The organism is Acidovorax sp. 59 (genome assembly GCF_002754175.1).
GTDB classification, from domain to species: domain Bacteria; phylum Pseudomonadota; class Gammaproteobacteria; order Burkholderiales; family Burkholderiaceae_C; genus Acidovorax; species Acidovorax delafieldii.
Genome location: NZ_PEET01000001.1, coordinates 1964304 through 1981402, shown reverse-complemented (window position 1 = coordinate 1981402; position 17099 = coordinate 1964304). Strand labels below are relative to the sequence as shown.

The window sequence follows — 17099 nt, the reverse complement described above, 5'->3', positions numbered from 1 at the left end:
GGTGCTGCCCCATTATGAGCATCTGTCCTGCGCCGAAAAGGGGCATTTGCGCGCAAACTGCACAGGCCGGGTCCCTGCATGCCGTTTATGCTCGCACCCGCTGGGCCAAGGGCTATGCGCCCGCACCCACTTCCCGTATCAACCCTGGCAATACCCACCACAAAGGCCTGGCATGGCATCGCTCGATTTCGACCTGGAGGAATCCCAATTTCGCAGCTGGTACACCGCGCAGGCGGTTGCGCTGGAAGACGCCTGTGCAGCGCTGACCGCGCGGGTGGCGGCGGTGGTAACCCAGGCGGGCGGCGTGGACATCACCAAGGTGGAGGGCCGCGTGAAGGATGTGGACGAATGCGTGCGCAAGTTCGTGCGCAAATACCGTCCGGCGCTGGAAGAGAGCAACACCCCCTACGACATAGAGACTTACATCACCGACCTGATTGGCGTGCGGGTGGTGTGCCTGTATGAAGACGAGCTGGAGAAGATTGCCCAGATCGTGCGCGCCCATTTCGCTGTGATCGACGTGACCGACAAGGTCTCGGCGGTGGAAAGCACCGAGGCGTCCTTCGGCTACAAAGGGCTGCACCTGGACCTGCGGCTGAGCGTGGCCGAACGCGACCTGCCGGAGCACGCGGCCTATGCCGAGTGGCCCTTCGAGCTGCAGGTGCGCACCATCATCCAGGACTCGTGGAGCGTGCTGGACCACAAGATTAAGTACAAAAAATCCATCCCGGGCCAGCTCAAGCGGCGCATCAACGTGCTGTCCGCCCTGTTCGAGCTGGCCGACCGCGAGTTCCGCCAGATCCGCGATGCCACGGCGGCCGAGCTGCTGCAGGCCCCCGATGAAACCGCCGAACCCGCAACCGATGTCGCCGCCGATTTGCAGGCTCCCACCCGCGCAGCCGCCACCAGTAGCGAACTGAACGCGTTCACGTTCTTGAAGATCGCCACGCATTTTTTCAAGGACTTCGAATTCGAGCCGTCCAAGGTCGATGGGTTTGTGGACGACATCCAGGCCTGGTCAGCCGGCATGACACGTGCGCGCTTTAACAGTTTGATGCGCGAGACGATCGGAGTGGTCAAGCGCTACAAGCAGCACTTTGAAGAGCAAAACCCGCAAGGCAGCTTCAACCCGTACACCGTGATCCGGCATTGCCTGTATCTGAGTAACAAGACGGCGTTCCGCCCCGCATTGCGCAACTCGGCCCGCGAGTCGTTCGAGGCCTGGCTGAGCGACAACGCAGAGCCCAAAGTGCAGGGTTGAGGCGAAAATCGGCGCAAGCGCTAGTGCTAATTGCCTGAGTCGCTATCATTTTTAATAGCTTCGCAGCCTTCATCGACGAACCGGCGCTCCACCCCTGGGGCCGCGTCAATTTGTCGCATAGGCGACTGGACATTGGTGGTTTTACTCCATGCGCTTGTTACCAAGTGCTGCTATATTGCACTGCAACAAAACGGAGTTTCGCCCCATGCTGTACCACCTCTACGAAACCCAGCGCTCCTTGATGGAGCCCTTCACAGATTTTGCGCAGGCGGCTTCCAAGTTGTTCAGCAACCCCGTCTCGCCGCTGAGCCAGACCTCGGCGGCACAGCGCATGGCTGCCGGTTACGACCTGCTCTACCGCCTGGGCAAGGACTACGAAAAGCCCGCCTTCGACATCCACACGGTCGACGTGGACGGTATCGGTGTCGCTATCCATGAACGCATTGAGGTCGACAAGCCGTTTTGCGAGCTGCGCCGCTTCAAGCGCTTTTCGGACGACCCTGCCACGCTGACCAAGCTCAAGGGCCAGCCCGTGGTGCTGATCGTGGCACCGCTCTCGGGTCATTACGCCACGCTTCTGCGCGACACCGTACGCACCATGCTCAAGGACCACAAGGTCTACATCACCGACTGGAAGAACGCCCGCCTGGTGCCGCTGTCGGAGGGGGAATTCCACCTCGACGACTACGTCAACTACGTGCAGGACTTCATCCGCCATCTGCAAGGCATCTACGGCAACTGCCACGTGATCAGTGTGTGCCAACCGACGGTGCCCGTATTGGCAGCCGTGTCGCTGATGGCCAGCCGCGGCGAGAAAACGCCCCTGACGATGACCATGATGGGTGGCCCGATCGACGCTCGCAAGTCGCCCACGGCAGTGAACAATCTGGCGACCAACCGCAGCTACGAGTGGTTTGAGAACAACGTGATCTACCGCGTGCCGGAGAAATTCCCCGGCGCGGGCCGCCGCGTGTACCCGGGGTTTTTGCAGTACACCGGTTTTGTGGCCATGAACCCGGACCGCCATGCGACCAGCCACTACGATTATTTCAAGGACCTGATCAAGGGCGACGACGCAAGTGCCGAGGCGCACCGCAAGTTCTACGACGAGTACAACGCCGTGCTGGACATGGATGCGGACTACTACCTCGAAACCATCCAGACCGTGTTCCAGGATTACAAGCTGGTGAACGGCACCTGGGATGTGCGCTCACCCGCCGGCAAGCTGGAGCGCGTGCGTCCGCAAGACATCAAGACCACAGCCCTCTTCACGGTGGAAGGCGAGCTGGACGACATCTCTGGCTCGGGCCAGACCGAAGCGGCCCACGACCTGTGCAGCGGCATCGTGCGCAAGGAGCAACGCCACCTGGAAGCCAAGGGCGCAGGCCACTACGGTATCTTCAGTGGCCGCCGCTGGCGCGACATCGTGTACCCCAAGGTGCGCGCATTCATCCTGGAACACGAGTTGCCTGCCAAGCCCGCCACTGTGGCCGCAACGTCCACACCGGCCCCCAGGCTCGCCAGCCCTGCACCGGCCCCTGCCAAGGTTGCCAGCAAGCCCGCACCGGCAGCCAAACCCGCCGCCACCAAGGTGATCAAGGCGACCAAGGCGCCTACGGCAGCAGCCAAGCCTGCTCCAGTCCGCGCTGCGGCCAAGCCCGTGGCGGCCACCGCTGTGGCCACCCGCTGGGTGCAGCCCGCCGCGGCGCCCACAGGTGCAGCGCAGGCGCCCACCGCTGATCTGGCCACGGCCCAGACCAGCGCCACTGCAGCGCCGTCCACCCGCAGCGGCAGCAAGAGCAAGGCGCGCAAGGCTTGAGCCACCCCGCCTCTGCCAGCACGACCCCATCCCACGCTGCCCTCACCGACTTGGCAGCGCGGATTGATGCCGCCCTGCCCCAGACGCAGTGCACGCGCTGCGGGTATCCCGACTGCGCCAGCTATGCGCAGGCCATCGCCCAGGGGGAGGCGGCCATCACCCAGTGCCCTCCGGGCGGTGCCGAGGGCGTGGCCCGCTTGGCCGCCATCACGGGCCATGCGGTGGCGCCCTTGAGCGCCGACCATGGGGTGGAGGCACCGCGCCGCGTGGCCTTCATCGACGAGACGTGGTGCATTGGCTGCACCTTGTGCATCAAGGCCTGCCCCACCGACGCCATCGTGGGCTCCAACAAGAAAATGCACACCGTCATCGAGCCTTACTGCACAGGGTGCGAGCTGTGCATCCCGGTCTGCCCGGTAGATTGCATCCAGCTCGACAACGCCAGCGGCATGGCCACCGGATGGGCTGCGTGGTCTGATGCGCTCGCGGTCCAAGCCAAACAGCGGTATCAGCAACACCGTCAGCGGGTGCCGCTGGAGGATGTAGAGGACGAAGGCTCCGGAGCGCAGGCCGATTCGACATCGGCCGCCACCCACAGCCCAGCCGCCGCTGCGGTGGCCGCCGAGGGCATGGAGGCACGCAAGGCGGCCATTGCCGCCGCCATGGAGCGCGCACGGCAACTGCGTGAAAAGGGAGCGCGCTGAGAGCGGCACCTGGTCCGCTGGACCAGCAACCGCCTGTCTGCGGTTATCGCGCGGCCAGCGATTTGTACACGCCGCAGCCCACGTACCAGTCCCCCACCCGGCTCACGTAGGACATCTTGGTTTGCACCGCGCCGGTGGCCGGGTTGTTGATGTCGTACTCAACCCACCCCGGGGCGCGGTCGGCCTGGGTCACGATGTCGCTCACCAGCCGGTCGCCTGCAATGCCGGGGATGTCTTGCACCCGCGTGCCCACCTTGGCCGGGTTGCCACCAAAGGCCAGATAGGTACCCCCGGCATCCAGCACAAACACATACATGTCACGGTCATGGTAGGGCTGGGTCTTGTCGGTGATGCTGCGCAGGAATTGATCGCGCGAACTGGTCTTGTGCAGCGCCACCGCCTTGTTCACCAGAGCCACTGCCTCATCGGCTGTGCCCTGCTGCAGGCGAAACGCCGCCACCGCTTGCGACAGGGTGGACGCGCGGTGCTCCAGCGCCTCGGCCTGGGAGACCGCGTGGCCCACCATCTGGGCGTTGTGCTGCGTGATCTGATCGAGCTGCTGCACGGCGGAGCTGACTTCGCTCAGTCCCGTGCTTTGCTCGGCGCTGGAGCCGGAGATCTCGGTCATGCTCGCCGCCACGCTGCGGATACCGCTGGCCATGTTGGCAATGCCCTCGCCCGCCGATCGGATCAACCCGGCGCTGGCCTCCACCTGGCTGACCGAGGCGCCGATCAGCTCGCGGATCTCCCGCGCCGCATCACCCGAGCGCTTGGCCAGCGTGCGCACCTCGCCCGCCACCACGGCAAAGCCCCGGCCCTGCTCGCCCGCACGGGCGGCCTCCACCGCAGCGTTCAGGGCCAGGATGTTGGTCTGAAACGCAATGCTGTCGATGACACCAATGATCTCGGTCATGCGGCGCGCGCTTTGCTGGATGGCCTCCACCGACTGCACGGCGCGGGCCATGGCCTCGGCTCCTGTGTCGGCTGCCTTGCGTACTTCTGCGGCGCGGGCATCGGCGCTGCGCGCGGTCTGTGCGTTGTTCTGCACGGCCGACGACAGCTGCTCCACGCTGGCAGCCGTCTGCTCCAGGTTGGCCGCCTGCTGTTCGGTGCGATCGGCCAGCGACCGGTTACCTTGCGCCAGGCTCTGTCCCGCATGGGCCACCAACGCAGCATTGCTGCGGATATCGGCCACCATGGCCGACAGTGCGAGCACCATGCGGTCCAGCGACTGGGCCATGGACCCGACCTCGTCCCGCCCATAAACACCCGCCCTGGCACACAAATCACCGCGTGTGGTCTGCTCCATCGCATGCGCCAAGCCTTGCAGGTCGGATGCCAGACCCGCATACAACGCGCACAGTGCATACAGAACCACGGCGGCTGCCAATGCCACCGCCCACCACGGAGCATCCACGGCGGCCATCGCCAGGGCGCCACCCATAACCACGCCCAGTGTCACCAGTTTGCCCGGCAGGTGCCACCTGCGCATCCACCAGAGCCCGGGGCGCAGCGGTAGGAATCCAGACATCTTGTCTCCGTTATCGTTTTTGAATGTGGGCCATGCTATGTGCCCGCTCTTACGTCGGATTGACAACTCGGCATGGGGTAAACAGTGCTTGACTGCGCACCTGGCCCCGCCCCTCGCCATGGACGGCGCGACACCCTGCACCGTGCCGTGGGCGTATGCCCTTCGCCCATAATGTCGCTCCATGAATCCCCTGCTCTCCCAACTCCAGCCTTACCCCTTCGAGCGGCTGCGGCAACTCTTTGCGGGAGTCACACTCCCGGCGGCTTACAGCCCCATCAGCCTGGGCATGGGTGAGCCGCGCCATCCTACACCGCAGTTCATCAAAGATGCACTCAGTAACAACCTGGGCGGACTGGCCAGTTACCCTGCCACCGCAGGCGAACCCAAGCTGCGCGAGGCCTTTACCCAGTGGATACAACAGCGCTATGCGCTGACCCTGGACCCGGGCACCCAGGTGCTGCCCGTCAACGGCTCGCGTGAGGCACTGTTTGCATTTGCGCAGACCATCATCGATCCCTCGCAAGGCCAGCCGCTGGTCGTCTGCCCCAATCCGTTTTATCAAATCTATGAAGGTGCCGCCTTGCTGGCGGGAGCCCAGCCGTACTACGCGGCCAGCGACCCCGGCCGCAACTTTGCGGTGAACTGGGACGCAGTGCCCGAAGCTGTGTGGCAACGCACCCAGCTGCTCTTCGTCTGCTCCCCTGGCAACCCCACGGGCGCCGTGATGCCGCTCAGCGAGTGGAAGAAGCTGTTTGAGCTGAGCGACCGCTACGGTTTTGTGATTGCCTCGGACGAGTGCTACAGCGAGATCTATTTCCGCGACGAGCCGCCCCTGGGCGGCCTGCAGGCTGCGGCGCAGCTGGGGCGCGGCGACTTCAAGAACCTGATCTCCTTCACCAGTCTGTCCAAACGCAGCAATGTGCCCGGCATGCGCAGCGGCTTCGTGGCTGGCGACGCAGCGCTGATCAAGTCGTTCTTGCTCTACCGCACCTACCACGGCAGCGCCATGAGCCCCATCGTGCAGGCCGCCAGCATCGCTGCCTGGGGGGATGAAAAGCACGTGGTGGACAACCGGGCGCTGTACCGCAAGAAGTTTGCCCAGGTCACACCGCTGCTGGCTGGCGTGATGGAAGTCGCCCTGCCGGATGCCGGTTTTTACCTGTGGGCCAAAGTACCGGAAGCCCTGGGGATGGACGATGCCGAGTTCGCGCGCGCCCTGCTGGCTCAATACAATGTCACGGTGCTGCCCGGCAGCTACCTGGCCCGCGAGGCCCAGGGGAGCAACCCCGGCGCCCAGCGCGTGCGTATGGCCCTGGTGGCCGAAGCCGAAGAATGCGTGGAAGCTGCGCTGCGCATCGTGCAATTCATCCAATCCCGTACTGCCTGATCTGATCGACAACAACATGACCCAACAACTCCAAACCCTCATCGACAACGCCTGGGACAACCGCGCCAGCCTCTCGCCCGCCGCCGCCCCCAAGGAGATCCAGGACGCCGTCGAGCACGTGATTGCCGAGCTGAACAACGGCAAGCTGCGCGTGGCCACCCGCGAAGGCGTGGGCCAGTGGACCGTGCACCAGTGGATCAAGAAGGCCGTGCTGCTGTCGTTCCGCCTGAAGGACAACGAAGTCGTCAAGGCTGGCGACCTGGGCTTTTACGACAAGGTGCAAACCAAGTTTGCCCACCTGTCCGAAGAAGAAATGAAAGCCACCGGCGTGCGCGTGGTGCCGCCGGCTGTCGCCCGCCGTGGCAGCTTCATCGCCAAGGGCGCGATCCTGATGCCGTCGTACGTGAACATCGGCGCCTACGTGGGCGAAGGCACCATGGTCGACACCTGGGCCACCGTGGGTTCGTGCGCACAGATTGGCTCCAACGTGCACCTGTCGGGTGGCGTGGGCATTGGCGGTGTGCTGGAGCCTCTGCAGGCCGGCCCCACCATCATTGAAGACAACTGCTTCATCGGCGCCCGCTCCGAGGTGGTCGAAGGCGTGGTGGTGGAAGAGAATTCCGTGCTGGGCATGGGCGTGTACCTGGGCCAGAGCACCCCGATCTTCAACCGCGCCACCGGCGAAATCAGCTACGGCCGCGTGCCCTCGGGCTCGGTGGTGGTGAGCGGCAACCTGCCCAAGACGGCCGCCAACGGCACGCCCTACAGCATGTACGCCGCCATCATCGTCAAGCAGGTCGATGCGCAAACGCGCTCCAAGACCAGCATCAACGACCTGCTGCGCGACTGATTGACGGGGACCTGCGGACGGCCCGGGCCGTTCGCCCCACCGACAGAGACTGACAACAAGAGGGAAACACCATGAGCACGATGGAACGAATTCTTCGCCTGATGGCAGAGAAAAAGGCCTCCGACGTCTATCTGTCGGCCAACGCGCCCGCGCTGATCAAGATCAACGGCGAGTGCGTGCCCATCAACAACCAGATCCTGCCGCCCGATGCGCCGCGCAACCTGCTGTCCGAAGTGGTCCCCCCGGACCGTATCGAAGAGCTGGAAGAAACCGGCGAACTCAATATGGGTGTGCCACTCAGCGGCGTGGGCCGCTTCCGGGTCAGCGCCATGCGCCAGCGTGGCAGCTATGCGGTGGTGATCCGCTTCATCTCGCAACAGATTCCCGAGTTCGATTCCTTGGGCCTGCCCCCGGTGATGCGCGAACTCATCTTGGAAAAACGCGGACTGATCCTGATGGTGGGTGCCACGGGTTCCGGCAAGAGCACTTCGCTGGCGTCGATGATCGACACCCGCAACGAGGCGCTCACAGGCCACATCCTCACCATCGAGGACCCGGTCGAATACCAGTTCAAGAACAAGAAATCCATCGTCAACCAGCGCGAGATCGGCAGCGACACCCAGTCCCTGCAGACGGCCCTGAAAAACGCGCTGCGCCAGGCACCCGACGTGATCCTGATCGGTGAAATCCGCGACCGTGAAACCATGTCGGCCGCCATTGCCTATGCGCAGTCGGGTCACCTGTGCCTGGCCACGCTGCACGGCAACAACAGCTACCACGCGCTCAACCGCATCTTGTCGTTCTACCCCGTCGAAGTACGACCCACCATGCTGGGCGACCTGGCATCGGCACTCAAAGCCGTGGTTTCCCAGCGTCTGGTGCGCAAGACCGACGGCGGCCGGGTGCCGGCAGTTGAAGTCATGCTCAACACCAAGCTGGTGTCCGATCTCATCGAAAAAGGCGACTTCTCGGGCGTCCGCGAGGCCATGGAAAAATCCATGGCCGAAGGATCGCAGACCTTTGAAGAAGCGCTGGCCCGCCTCATCATGGATGCGCAGATCGACCGCAAGGAAGGCATGGCCTACGCCGATTCGCCCACCAACCTGATGTGGCGCCTGCAAAACGACTTTTCCCTGGCCGCCAACGCCGCCAAGGCCCAGAAAGAAGCACGCGATGCACCCGACGATGCACCGTCGTTCACCGAGATCGTGCTGGACGTCAAGCCGGCGGCGTGATGTGACGCGCCTTGAGCGGCCTGCGGAGCCCTCCCTCAAGGAGGACGACGCGCTCGGTGCCTGGCATCCCCTGCTTGGCGGCTCTGGGCTGGGCCACGCAGCGCCAATGCCTGTATCCATGATCGCAGCCCGGCTGCCGGTCTCCATTCCCTGACCCCATCCCATGTCCCGTACCCTGCACCTGGCTGAACAGCTCATCTCCCTGCCCTCCATCACGCCGGAGGACGCTGGCTGCCTGGATCTGCTGGCCACACGGCTCGCTCCGCTCGGGTTTGTGTGCGAACGACTGGACAGTGGCCCCACAGACTTCCGTGTCAGCAATTTGTGGGCAAAGCGACCGGTAGCGCTAGTGAATCATGCCTCATCCGCTATCAAAACAGTAGTATTCGCAGGCCATACCGATGTCGTCCCCACCGGGCCTCTGGCCCAGTGGAGCAGCGACCCGTTCGTGCCCACCCACAAGGACGGCAAGCTCTATGGCCGGGGTGCGAGCGACATGAAGACCTCCATCGCAGCCTTTGTGGTCGCGGTGGAAGAGTTCCTGGCCGCCACGCCCGCACCGCTGATCGAGCTGGCCTTTTTGCTGACCAGTGACGAGGAAGGTCCTTCCGTTGACGGCACCAAGGTCGTGGTCGAGCAGCTCCAGGCGCGTGGCGAAAAGCTTGATTACTGCATCGTGGGCGAACCGACCTCGGTCGAGAAAACCGGTGACATGATCAAGAATGGACGGCGTGGCACCTTGAGTGGCAAGCTCAGCGTCCGCGGTGTCCAAGGCCACATCGCCTACCCACAACTGGCCCGCAACCCCATCCACCAGGCCCTGCCCGCCCTGGCAGAACTGGCCTCCACCATGTGGGACAACGGCAATGCCTTCTTTCCGCCCACCAGCTGGCAGATCAGCAACATCCATGGCGGCACCGGCGCCACCAACGTGATTCCGGGTGAGGTGGTGATCGACTTCAACTTCCGCTTCTCGACCGAATCGACGGCAGAGGGGCTGCAGCAGCGCGTGCACGCCGTGCTTGACCGCCACGGCCTCGAATATGACCTGCGCTGGACGCTGGGCGGCCAGCCCTTCCTCACAACGCCCGGTGAACTGGTGGGCGCTGTGCAGCAGGCCATCGCCTCCGAGACGGGTATCACCACCGAACTCTCCACCACCGGTGGTACCAGCGACGGGCGTTTCATTGCGCAGATCTGCCCCCAGGTGATCGAACTGGGCCCGTCCAACGCAACGATCCACAAGATCGACGAGCATGTGGTGGTGGCCGATATCGAGCCGCTCAAGAACATCTACCGCCGCACGCTGGAGAACCTGCATGCACAGGCCCTGACGGCCCAGGCGGTGGCCGCATGAGCAAGGCACCCAGCCACCACCCACCGGCAGTTGCAGGTGACACCGTTGGCGCCCTGATCGAATGGGGCTCTCAGCTGCTGGAGTCGGCCGGCGTCTCGTTCGGCCATGGCACCACCAATGCGCACGACGAAGCTGCATGGCTCGTGTTGTGGCGCCTGGGCCTGCCGCTGGATAGCGACCTCTCCGATGCACCAGAGTCCATCAAAAACAAGCCGGTAGCGCCCGCTGAAAAAGCCTTGGTTGCTACACTTTTTGAAGAACGCATTGCCAGTCGCAAGCCAGCCGCCTACCTCACGCGCGAGGCCTGGCTCCAGGGCGTGCCGTTCTATGTGGACGAGCGCGCCATCGTGCCGCGCAGCTTCATTGCAGAGCTGCTGGTGGACGGCAGCGTGGACGATTTCCTGAGCGACCGCACCCATCGGGTGCTGGACCTTTGCACGGGCAACGGCAGCCTGGCTGTGCTGGCGGCGATGGCCTGGCCCGAAGTCGAAGTGACCGGTGCCGATATTTCGCCCGACGCCTTGGCCGTGGCACGCATCAATGTGGACACACATGGGCTGCAGGACCGTATCACCTTGCAGTTGTCCGATGGACTGAGTGCCCTGCCCGGCCCCTGGGACCTGATCCTGTGCAACCCGCCCTACGTCAACGCCGACAGCATGGCCGTGCTACCTAGCGAATACCGCGCAGAGCCCGAACTGGCCCTCGCCGGTGGCAAGGACGGCATGGACTTTGTGCGCCAGCTGTTTGCCGCCGCGCCCGCTTGCATGAGCAAAGACGCCGTGATCATTCTGGAGATCGGCAACGAGCGCGCCTATTTCGAGGCGGCCTTTCCGCAATTGCCGGTTTTCTGGCTCGATACCAGTGCAGGAGAAGACCAGGTTTTGCTGGTCACCCGGCAGGCGCTGGCTGCCCAAACCCGGCTCACGGCACAATAGAGCCCTTTACGCCACCTTTGGCAGCAGCAGCGGCTGTGCCGTTGGCAGTTGCGCTGGCCCCCAGAGTTTTGCATGCCACCCGCCTCGTGCGGGTGCGCTTTTTTCTGATTCCCGGATGATCACCCTCAAGAACGTTACCCTGCGCCGAGGCACGAAAGTCGTGCTCGACAGCGTGTCCACCACCATCAACCCCGGCGAAAGCGTCGGGCTTGTGGGCCGCAATGGCGCGGGCAAGTCCAGCCTGTTTGCGCTGCTCAGCGGCAAGCTCCATGAAGATGGCGGGGATTTTCACATCCCGTCGAGCTGGCGGATGGCCGAGGTCGCGCAGAACATGCCCGAGACCGACCAGTCGGCCACCGATTTTGTGCTCGAAGGCGACACGCGTCTGGCCGAGGTACAACGCCAGTTGGCCGAAGCCGAGGCCAGCGACGATGGGATGGCCATTGCCCATGCCTATTCGGACCTGCATGACGCTGGCGCGCACGATGCAGTGGCGCGTGCCCAGGCGCTGATCCTGGGCCTGGGTTTTCGCGTGAGCGAACTCGACCAGCCCGTCAACAGCTTCTCCGGTGGCTGGCGCATGCGACTGCAACTGGCTCGCGCGCTGATGTGTCCCAGCGACCTCCTGCTGCTGGACGAGCCCACCAATCACTTGGATTTGGACGCCCTGGTCTGGCTCGAAGCCTGGCTCAAGCGCTACGCGGGTACCATGATCGTGATCAGCCACGACCGCGAGTTTCTGGACGCCATCACCAACGTCACGCTGCAAATCCAGCAAGGCGAGTTGAACCGCTACGGTGGCAACTACAGCAAGTTTGAAGAACTGCGCGCCCAGCAGCTCGAACTGCAACAGGCCAGCTTTGCCAAGCAGCAGGAGAAGATGGCCCACCTGCAGAAATTCATCGACCGCTTCAAGGCCAAGGCCAGCAAGGCCAAGCAGGCGCAAAGCCGGGTCAAGCAACTCGAACGCATGGAGAAAATCGGGCCTGTGCTCGCCGAGGCGGACTTCACTTTCGAGTTCAAGGAACCGGCCAACTTGCCCAACCCAATGCTGGCCATCAGCGACGCCTCGTTCGGCTATGTGGACGACGAGGGTACGCCCACCACCATTCTTACGGGCGTCAACCGTTCGGTGCTGGCGGGGCAGCGCATCGGCATCCTGGGCGCCAACGGGCAGGGCAAGTCCACGCTGGTCAAGACCATTGCGCGCACCATGAAAGCACTGGGCGGCAGCATCACCGAGGGCAAGGGCCTGAACATTGGCTACTTTGCCCAGCAGGAACTCGACGTGCTGCGCCCCAGCGAACACCCGCTGGAGCACATGATCCGCTTGGCCAAAGAGCTGGGGCCTGATGCCAAGCAACCCAGCCGGGAGCAGGATCTGCGCAGCTACCTGGGCAGCTTCAACTTCACCGGGGACATGGTCAAACAGGCCGTGGGCACCATGAGCGGCGGTGAAAAAGCGCGCCTGGTGCTGGCCATGATCGTATGGCAGCGCCCCAACCTGCTGCTGCTGGACGAGCCTACCAACCACCTGGACCTGGCCACCCGCGAGGCCCTGGCGATGGCGCTCAACGACTTCGATGGCACTGTGATGCTGGTCAGCCACGACCGCGCGCTGCTGCGCTCGGTCTGCGAGGACTTCTGGATGGTGGGCCGGGGTGTGGTCGGCCCGTTCGATGGCGACCTGGACGACTATCAACGTTACCTGCTCGAAGAGTCCAAGCGCCTGCGCGAAGAAGCACGCCTTGCCGAGCAGGCGCAGGCCTCACAAGCTCCTGCAGCAGCCCCGACCGCAACACCAGCACCCGTGGTCGCTCTGGCCTCCGTTGCCGCGCCAGCACCGGCTCCCGCTCCGTCCCCTTCGCGTGATGGGCGCGAGCAGCGCAAGCTTGACGCTCAAACGCGCCAGCAACTGGCCGAAAAGACCCGGCCACTCAAAAAAGAGCTCGAACAGATCGATAAACGCTTGACGGCCCTGAGCGCAGAACGCACCCAATTGGAGCAAAAACTGACGGAAGCCTTGCCTCCTGCAGAGATCGCCGAGTGCGGCCGGCGATTGAAAGCCGGAAATGATGAAACGGAAAAACTGGAAGAGCGGTGGCTGGAAATTTCTTCCGAACTCGAAGAAATTTCAGCAGCATCGGTGGGCTAGAGATGTAAAGTCCTGTAAATTATTTCCAGAATTTTCCGGACTTTCCTTTGATCCATATCGCTTTTATGCTATCAAATGTGTAGCTATTTTTAGTGTAAATCTACAGGCTATTGCGGTTGCATTTTTTTGCGAAAGGTTGTCAACGGACTGTGGACCGCCCGCGTTGTTGGTACATCACAGGAGTTTTCCACCATGAATACCACCGCAATCTTGTCCGCTTGGCCCGAAGACGAACGCGACCGCAAGCGCGCACCAGCCCCCTTCTAAAGCGCTGCGGCCTTGCCTCTGTTGTGTAGTCACACAGTGCACATCAAGCATAAACCATACCAAGGCATGAGAAATGTGGCCACATTAGCTCCATATTTCTCAGGTGGACCCTAGCAAGGTCGGAGTTAACCTCCACGATTCTTGCAAGTCCCAACAAAAAACCCCGCATCTGCGGGGTTTTTTGTTGGTCCAAAAGGACGGAACAGCCTTTAGCCCATGTGCAGGCCGCCATTGACCGAAAAGTCTGCACCGGTGGCGTATCCGCCCTCTTCCGAGGCCAGCCAGGCGATGATCGATGCAATCTCGCTGGGCTCGCCCAGGCGTTTGACAGGCACCGTGGCGACAATCTTTTCCAGAACATCCGGACGGATCGCCTTGACCATGTCAGTGCCGATGTAGCCTGGGCTTACCGTATTGACGGTGACGCCCTTGGTGGCCAGTTCCTGCGCCAGCGCCATCGAGAAGCCATGCATGCCTGCCTTGGCGGCGGAATAGTTGGTTTGCCCCGCCTGACCTTTTTCGCCGTTGACGGAGCTGATGTTGATGATGCGGCCCCAGCCCTTTTCCACCATGTCAGACACCACCTGTTTGGTGACATTGAACATGCTGTTGAGGTTGGTTTCGATCACGGCGTCCCAGTCTTCGCGCGACATCTTGAGGAACATGCGGTCGCGTGTGATGCCAGCGTTGTTCACCAGCACGTCAATGGTGCCATGCTCTGCCTTGGTCTTGCCAAAGGCTTCCACGGTGGAATCCCAATCACCCACGTTACCGACCGACGCATAAAACGTGTAGCCCAGGGCCTTTTGCTCTGCCAGCCATTTGGCGTGGTCCCGTGTCGGGCCGCAACCAGCGATGACTTTGAAACCTTCCTTGTGCAGGCGCTGGCAAATGGCGGTACCGATGCCTCCCATGCCACCGGTGACATACGCGACTTTCTGGCTCATGTGATTTCTCCTTGTTAGTGATTGGCTCAGGACCCACTCTACCGAAGAAATTGGGCACCGCCGTGAAGGAAAACACTGAAGCCCTTTCCTTTTTGACATATCCACATGCGTCACACAGCTGACGCGAGGCACGCTTAGCGAAGCGTCACCGGCGTAGCGCCTGCAGATGCACCAAATGGAAGCGGATTGGCTGCTGTGGACTCCGGCAGCCCGCAAGGACTGGCTTGAAATGCAGGCGCTGTGTTGCGCTAGACGTGCCGTGGCGCCAGCGGCAAGGACTCCCATCCCGGCTTGGCGAACAGATAACCTTGCTGGTAGCGAACGCCCACCGAACTCAGGTAGGCGGACTCAGCGGAGGTTTCAATGCCCTCCGCCACAATGTCGATGGACAGCCGTTGGCAGACCAGCGCAATGCCGCACACGATCGCCTGTCGCACGGGATCCTGATCGATGTTGCGAATCAGCTCCATGTCGATCTTGAGCACATGGGGCTGAAATTGCACCAGCATGTTCAGCCCCGCGTAGCCCGCACCAAAGTCGTCGATGGCCGTAATGAGGCCCTGGCGCCGGTATTCATTGAAGATGGACTTCAGATGTGCACCATTGCTGACCTGCTCGCCCTCCGTCACCTCGAACATGATCCGGTTGTGCGGAAAATCGAACTCTTCAGCCGCCTCCATGGTGGCGCGGATGCAGGTCTCGGGCCGATACACCGCATTGGGCAGGAAGTTGATGCTCAGTCGGCAGTCTGGCAGGCTGGCGAGCCCCAGGCGCGACGCTAGTTCAATGGCCTTGACGCGGCACGCCTGGTCAAACCGGTAGCGGTTGGTGTCATCCACCCACGACAGCACCGTACCAGCCGACTCGCCATCCACACCGCGTACCAGCGCTTCGTAGGCGAACGGACGATCCAACTCCAGATCCATGATGGGCTGGAACGCCATCGTGAAGTCGAACGGAAGCTGCGTCTTGTCACGACAGGATTGGCAGCCCACAGGTTCGAAGGGTTGGGCAAAAATGGTCACTGTCATGGAGAACCATGGTAACGCATCATTACAAAGCTGCAGCCTCGTGTTGCTACGTAGACCATAGCCCCAACGCGGCCCCAGCGACTAAAGCACGAAGACCGCCACCGCCTCGGCCAGCCGGTCGGCCTGGCCTTTGAGGGTCGCGGCGGCTGCAGCCGATTCCTCCACAAGAGCGGCATTTTGCTGCGTCATCTGATCAAGCTGGCCCACCGACTGATTGACCTGCGCTATGCCCGAGGACTGGTCTCTGGCTGCAGTATGAATCTCACCCATCATCGCGCTCACACGCTGGACCGACCCCACAATTTCGGCCATAGTACGGCCGGCATCATCAGCCAATTGCCCTCCCTGTGACGCCTTTTGCACCGATGCGCCGATCAAGCCAGAGATCTCGCGGGCTGCTTGTGCCGAGCGCTGCGCCAGCCCCCGCACTTCGGTGGCGACTACTGCAAATCCGCGCCCCTGCTCACCGGCACGCGCAGCCTCCACAGCCGCATTGAGGGCAAGGATGTTGGTCTGAAATGCGATGGAGTCAATCACGCCTGTGATGTCAGCAATGCGGGCTGAGCCTTCGTTGATATCACGCATGGTCCGCACCACTTCGCCCACCACGTCCCCACCGCGCCGGGCTACCCCTGCGGCCGACACCGCCAGCGTGTTGGCCTCGGCGGACGCAGCGGCAGTCTGCCCCACGGTGCCTGTCAACTGTTCCATGCTGGCAGACGTGGCTTGCAAACTACCGGCAGCATGTTCGGTGCGTACAGACAGGTCTTGCGCTCCGCTTGCGATTTCTTCGCACGCCACTGCCATGCCGGCTGCGGCCTGCTGCACGGTAGCTACGGTCTGATGCATCCGGTCCAGGGCTTCCTTCAGCGCTCGCCCGCCTGGCGTGTGAACTGACAAGCGTGACATGTCCAGCATGATGCGGTCACCGTGCGCCAGCGACGCCGTCAGACGTCGCAGCTCGGAGGATTCTTGAGCCGTCCGGCCCATCTTCACGGCCAGGATGACCTCCAACACCGTCTGGATCACCACGTACAGCGCATGCAACATCACCTGGCCCAGGTCAGGAGCGGTAATGCAGTACAGGCCAACCCCTGCCGCCTGAAGCCGATCAAACACAACATGGTGTACGGCGAACAATGCCGCAGCCCAAACAATAGGCCGCCAGTCCAGATACACCAGCAGCAGCGCCAGCGTCACGAAGACACCGAAATGGAACTCCAGCATGCCTCGAGCCAACTGGATATGCAGTGCAACCAAGCTAACCTGCACAAACGACAACACAAGACGCGATGCCAGCGTGCCCGGAGCCAAAACATAGGCCACAGCGGCAACCGCACCCAACAGCAAAACTGCCGTCAACGCCAGCATCGAATCCACAAACTGCAAGCCCAGCGCAATGGCTGCCAGCGAACTCAGTCCAATAGCTGCCAAGATGACCCGGTCACCGAGCAAGGCGCCTTGGACAGGACCACCTGCACGTTCTGAGGGATCCGCGGGCGGCGCAGAAAAAATGGACATAGAGATCAAAAATTAACCGTTATGTATGAATTGTAAACTATTTGGTAATTTTGTGACTATACATTTCAATATTCGACTGAACAAAAAAGGGCCGCA

Annotated in this window: 13 protein-coding genes; 9 read left to right on the top strand and 4 right to left on the bottom strand. The window is 62.5% G+C overall.

Annotation, left to right across the window (positions count from 1 at the left end; genetic code table 11):
- The first annotated feature begins 172 nt into the window (after window positions 1-172).
- The 3 genes from CLU87_RS08880 (at window position 173) to rsxB (ending at window position 3784) form a co-directional block, all read left to right on the top strand.
- A complete protein-coding gene (locus CLU87_RS08880) occupies window positions 173-1261 on the top strand; it encodes a GTP pyrophosphokinase family protein (RefSeq protein ID WP_099730208.1) in 1089 nt (362 codons plus the stop codon).
- A 205-nt stretch (window positions 1262-1466) separates the two neighbouring features.
- Window positions 1467-3080 (top strand): polyhydroxyalkanoate depolymerase, encoded by a 1614-nt coding sequence (locus tag CLU87_RS08875; protein WP_099730207.1) that lies wholly within the window; start codon window positions 1467-1469, stop codon window positions 3078-3080.
- Window positions 3077-3784 carry an electron transport complex subunit RsxB gene (gene rsxB / locus CLU87_RS08870; RefSeq protein WP_099730206.1) on the top strand — a complete coding sequence of 236 codons (708 nt, stop codon included), beginning with the start codon at window positions 3077-3079 and terminating at the stop codon, window positions 3782-3784. The genes CLU87_RS08875 and rsxB overlap by 4 nt, the downstream gene beginning before the upstream one ends.
- Window positions 3785-3827: 43 nt before the next feature.
- Here the strand turns inward: rsxB and CLU87_RS08865 are convergent, their stop codons facing one another.
- Entirely contained in the window at window positions 3828-5315 is a 1488-nt protein-coding gene (locus tag CLU87_RS08865; RefSeq protein WP_099730205.1) for a methyl-accepting chemotaxis protein, read from the bottom strand.
- A 181-nt stretch (window positions 5316-5496) separates the two neighbouring features.
- On the opposite strand from CLU87_RS08865, the gene dapC reads away from it, so the two are divergent.
- The 6 genes from dapC (at window position 5497) to CLU87_RS08835 (ending at window position 13237) form a co-directional block, all read left to right on the top strand.
- On the top strand, window positions 5497-6702 hold the full coding sequence (dapC, locus tag CLU87_RS08860; RefSeq protein WP_056062643.1) for a succinyldiaminopimelate transaminase: 1206 nt from the start codon (window positions 5497-5499) through the stop codon (window positions 6700-6702).
- A 16-nt stretch (window positions 6703-6718) separates the two neighbouring features.
- On the top strand, window positions 6719-7552 hold the full coding sequence (gene dapD / locus CLU87_RS08855; protein ID WP_056062639.1) for a 2,3,4,5-tetrahydropyridine-2,6-dicarboxylate N-succinyltransferase: 834 nt from the start codon (window positions 6719-6721) through the stop codon (window positions 7550-7552).
- A gap of 71 nt (window positions 7553-7623) precedes the next feature.
- Window positions 7624-8787 (top strand): PilT/PilU family type 4a pilus ATPase, encoded by a 1164-nt coding sequence (locus CLU87_RS08850; protein WP_056062628.1) that lies wholly within the window; start codon window positions 7624-7626, stop codon window positions 8785-8787.
- A gap of 163 nt (window positions 8788-8950) precedes the next feature.
- Window positions 8951-10144, top strand: coding sequence for a succinyl-diaminopimelate desuccinylase (gene dapE, locus CLU87_RS08845; protein ID WP_099730204.1), 1194 nt, complete (start codon window positions 8951-8953; stop codon window positions 10142-10144).
- Entirely contained in the window at window positions 10141-11082 is a 942-nt protein-coding gene (gene prmB, locus CLU87_RS08840; RefSeq protein ID WP_099730203.1) for a 50S ribosomal protein L3 N(5)-glutamine methyltransferase, read from the top strand. The genes dapE and prmB overlap by 4 nt, the downstream gene beginning before the upstream one ends.
- Window positions 11083-11197: 115 nt before the next feature.
- Window positions 11198-13237 carry an ABC-F family ATP-binding cassette domain-containing protein gene (locus CLU87_RS08835; RefSeq protein ID WP_099730202.1) on the top strand — a complete coding sequence of 680 codons (2040 nt, stop codon included), beginning with the start codon at window positions 11198-11200 and terminating at the stop codon, window positions 13235-13237.
- Window positions 13238-13713: 476 nt separating this feature from the next.
- Here CLU87_RS08835 and phbB read toward each other — a convergent pair whose 3' ends face one another.
- The 3 genes from phbB to CLU87_RS08820 form a co-directional block, all read right to left on the bottom strand.
- A complete protein-coding gene (gene phbB / locus CLU87_RS08830; protein ID WP_056062618.1) occupies window positions 13714-14451 on the bottom strand; it encodes an acetoacetyl-CoA reductase in 738 nt (245 codons plus the stop codon).
- A 248-nt stretch (window positions 14452-14699) separates the two neighbouring features.
- Complete coding sequence (locus CLU87_RS08825; protein ID WP_056062613.1) at window positions 14700-15482, bottom strand: EAL domain-containing protein; 783 nt, start codon at window positions 15480-15482, stop codon at window positions 14700-14702.
- A gap of 81 nt (window positions 15483-15563) precedes the next feature.
- Entirely contained in the window at window positions 15564-16862 is a 1299-nt protein-coding gene (locus CLU87_RS08820; RefSeq protein ID WP_304529009.1) for a methyl-accepting chemotaxis protein, read from the bottom strand.
- Window positions 16863-17099 lie beyond the last annotated feature (237 nt).

What these genes read in the sequence shown, in the direction of transcription:
- CLU87_RS08835 (WP_099730202.1), top strand. Translation starts at nt 11,198, where the DNA reads ATGATCACCCTCAAGAACGTTACCCTGCGCCGAGGCACGAAAGTCGTG.
- CLU87_RS08865 (WP_099730205.1), bottom strand. Translation starts at nt 5,315, where the DNA reads ATGTCTGGATTCCTACCGCTGCGCCCCGGGCTCTGGTGGATGCGCAGG.
- CLU87_RS08880 (WP_099730208.1), top strand. Translation starts at nt 173, where the DNA reads ATGGCATCGCTCGATTTCGACCTGGAGGAATCCCAATTTCGCAGCTGG.
- dapE (WP_099730204.1), top strand. Translation starts at nt 8,951, where the DNA reads ATGTCCCGTACCCTGCACCTGGCTGAACAGCTCATCTCCCTGCCCTCC.
- CLU87_RS08850 (WP_056062628.1), top strand. Translation starts at nt 7,624, where the DNA reads ATGAGCACGATGGAACGAATTCTTCGCCTGATGGCAGAGAAAAAGGCC.
- CLU87_RS08875 (WP_099730207.1), top strand. Translation starts at nt 1,467, where the DNA reads ATGCTGTACCACCTCTACGAAACCCAGCGCTCCTTGATGGAGCCCTTC.
- dapD (WP_056062639.1), top strand. Translation starts at nt 6,719, where the DNA reads ATGACCCAACAACTCCAAACCCTCATCGACAACGCCTGGGACAACCGC.
- prmB (WP_099730203.1), top strand. Translation starts at nt 10,141, where the DNA reads ATGAGCAAGGCACCCAGCCACCACCCACCGGCAGTTGCAGGTGACACC.
- dapC (WP_056062643.1), top strand. Translation starts at nt 5,497, where the DNA reads ATGAATCCCCTGCTCTCCCAACTCCAGCCTTACCCCTTCGAGCGGCTG.
- CLU87_RS08825 (WP_056062613.1), bottom strand. Translation starts at nt 15,482, where the DNA reads ATGACAGTGACCATTTTTGCCCAACCCTTCGAACCTGTGGGCTGCCAA.
- phbB (WP_056062618.1), bottom strand. Translation starts at nt 14,451, where the DNA reads ATGAGCCAGAAAGTCGCGTATGTCACCGGTGGCATGGGAGGCATCGGT.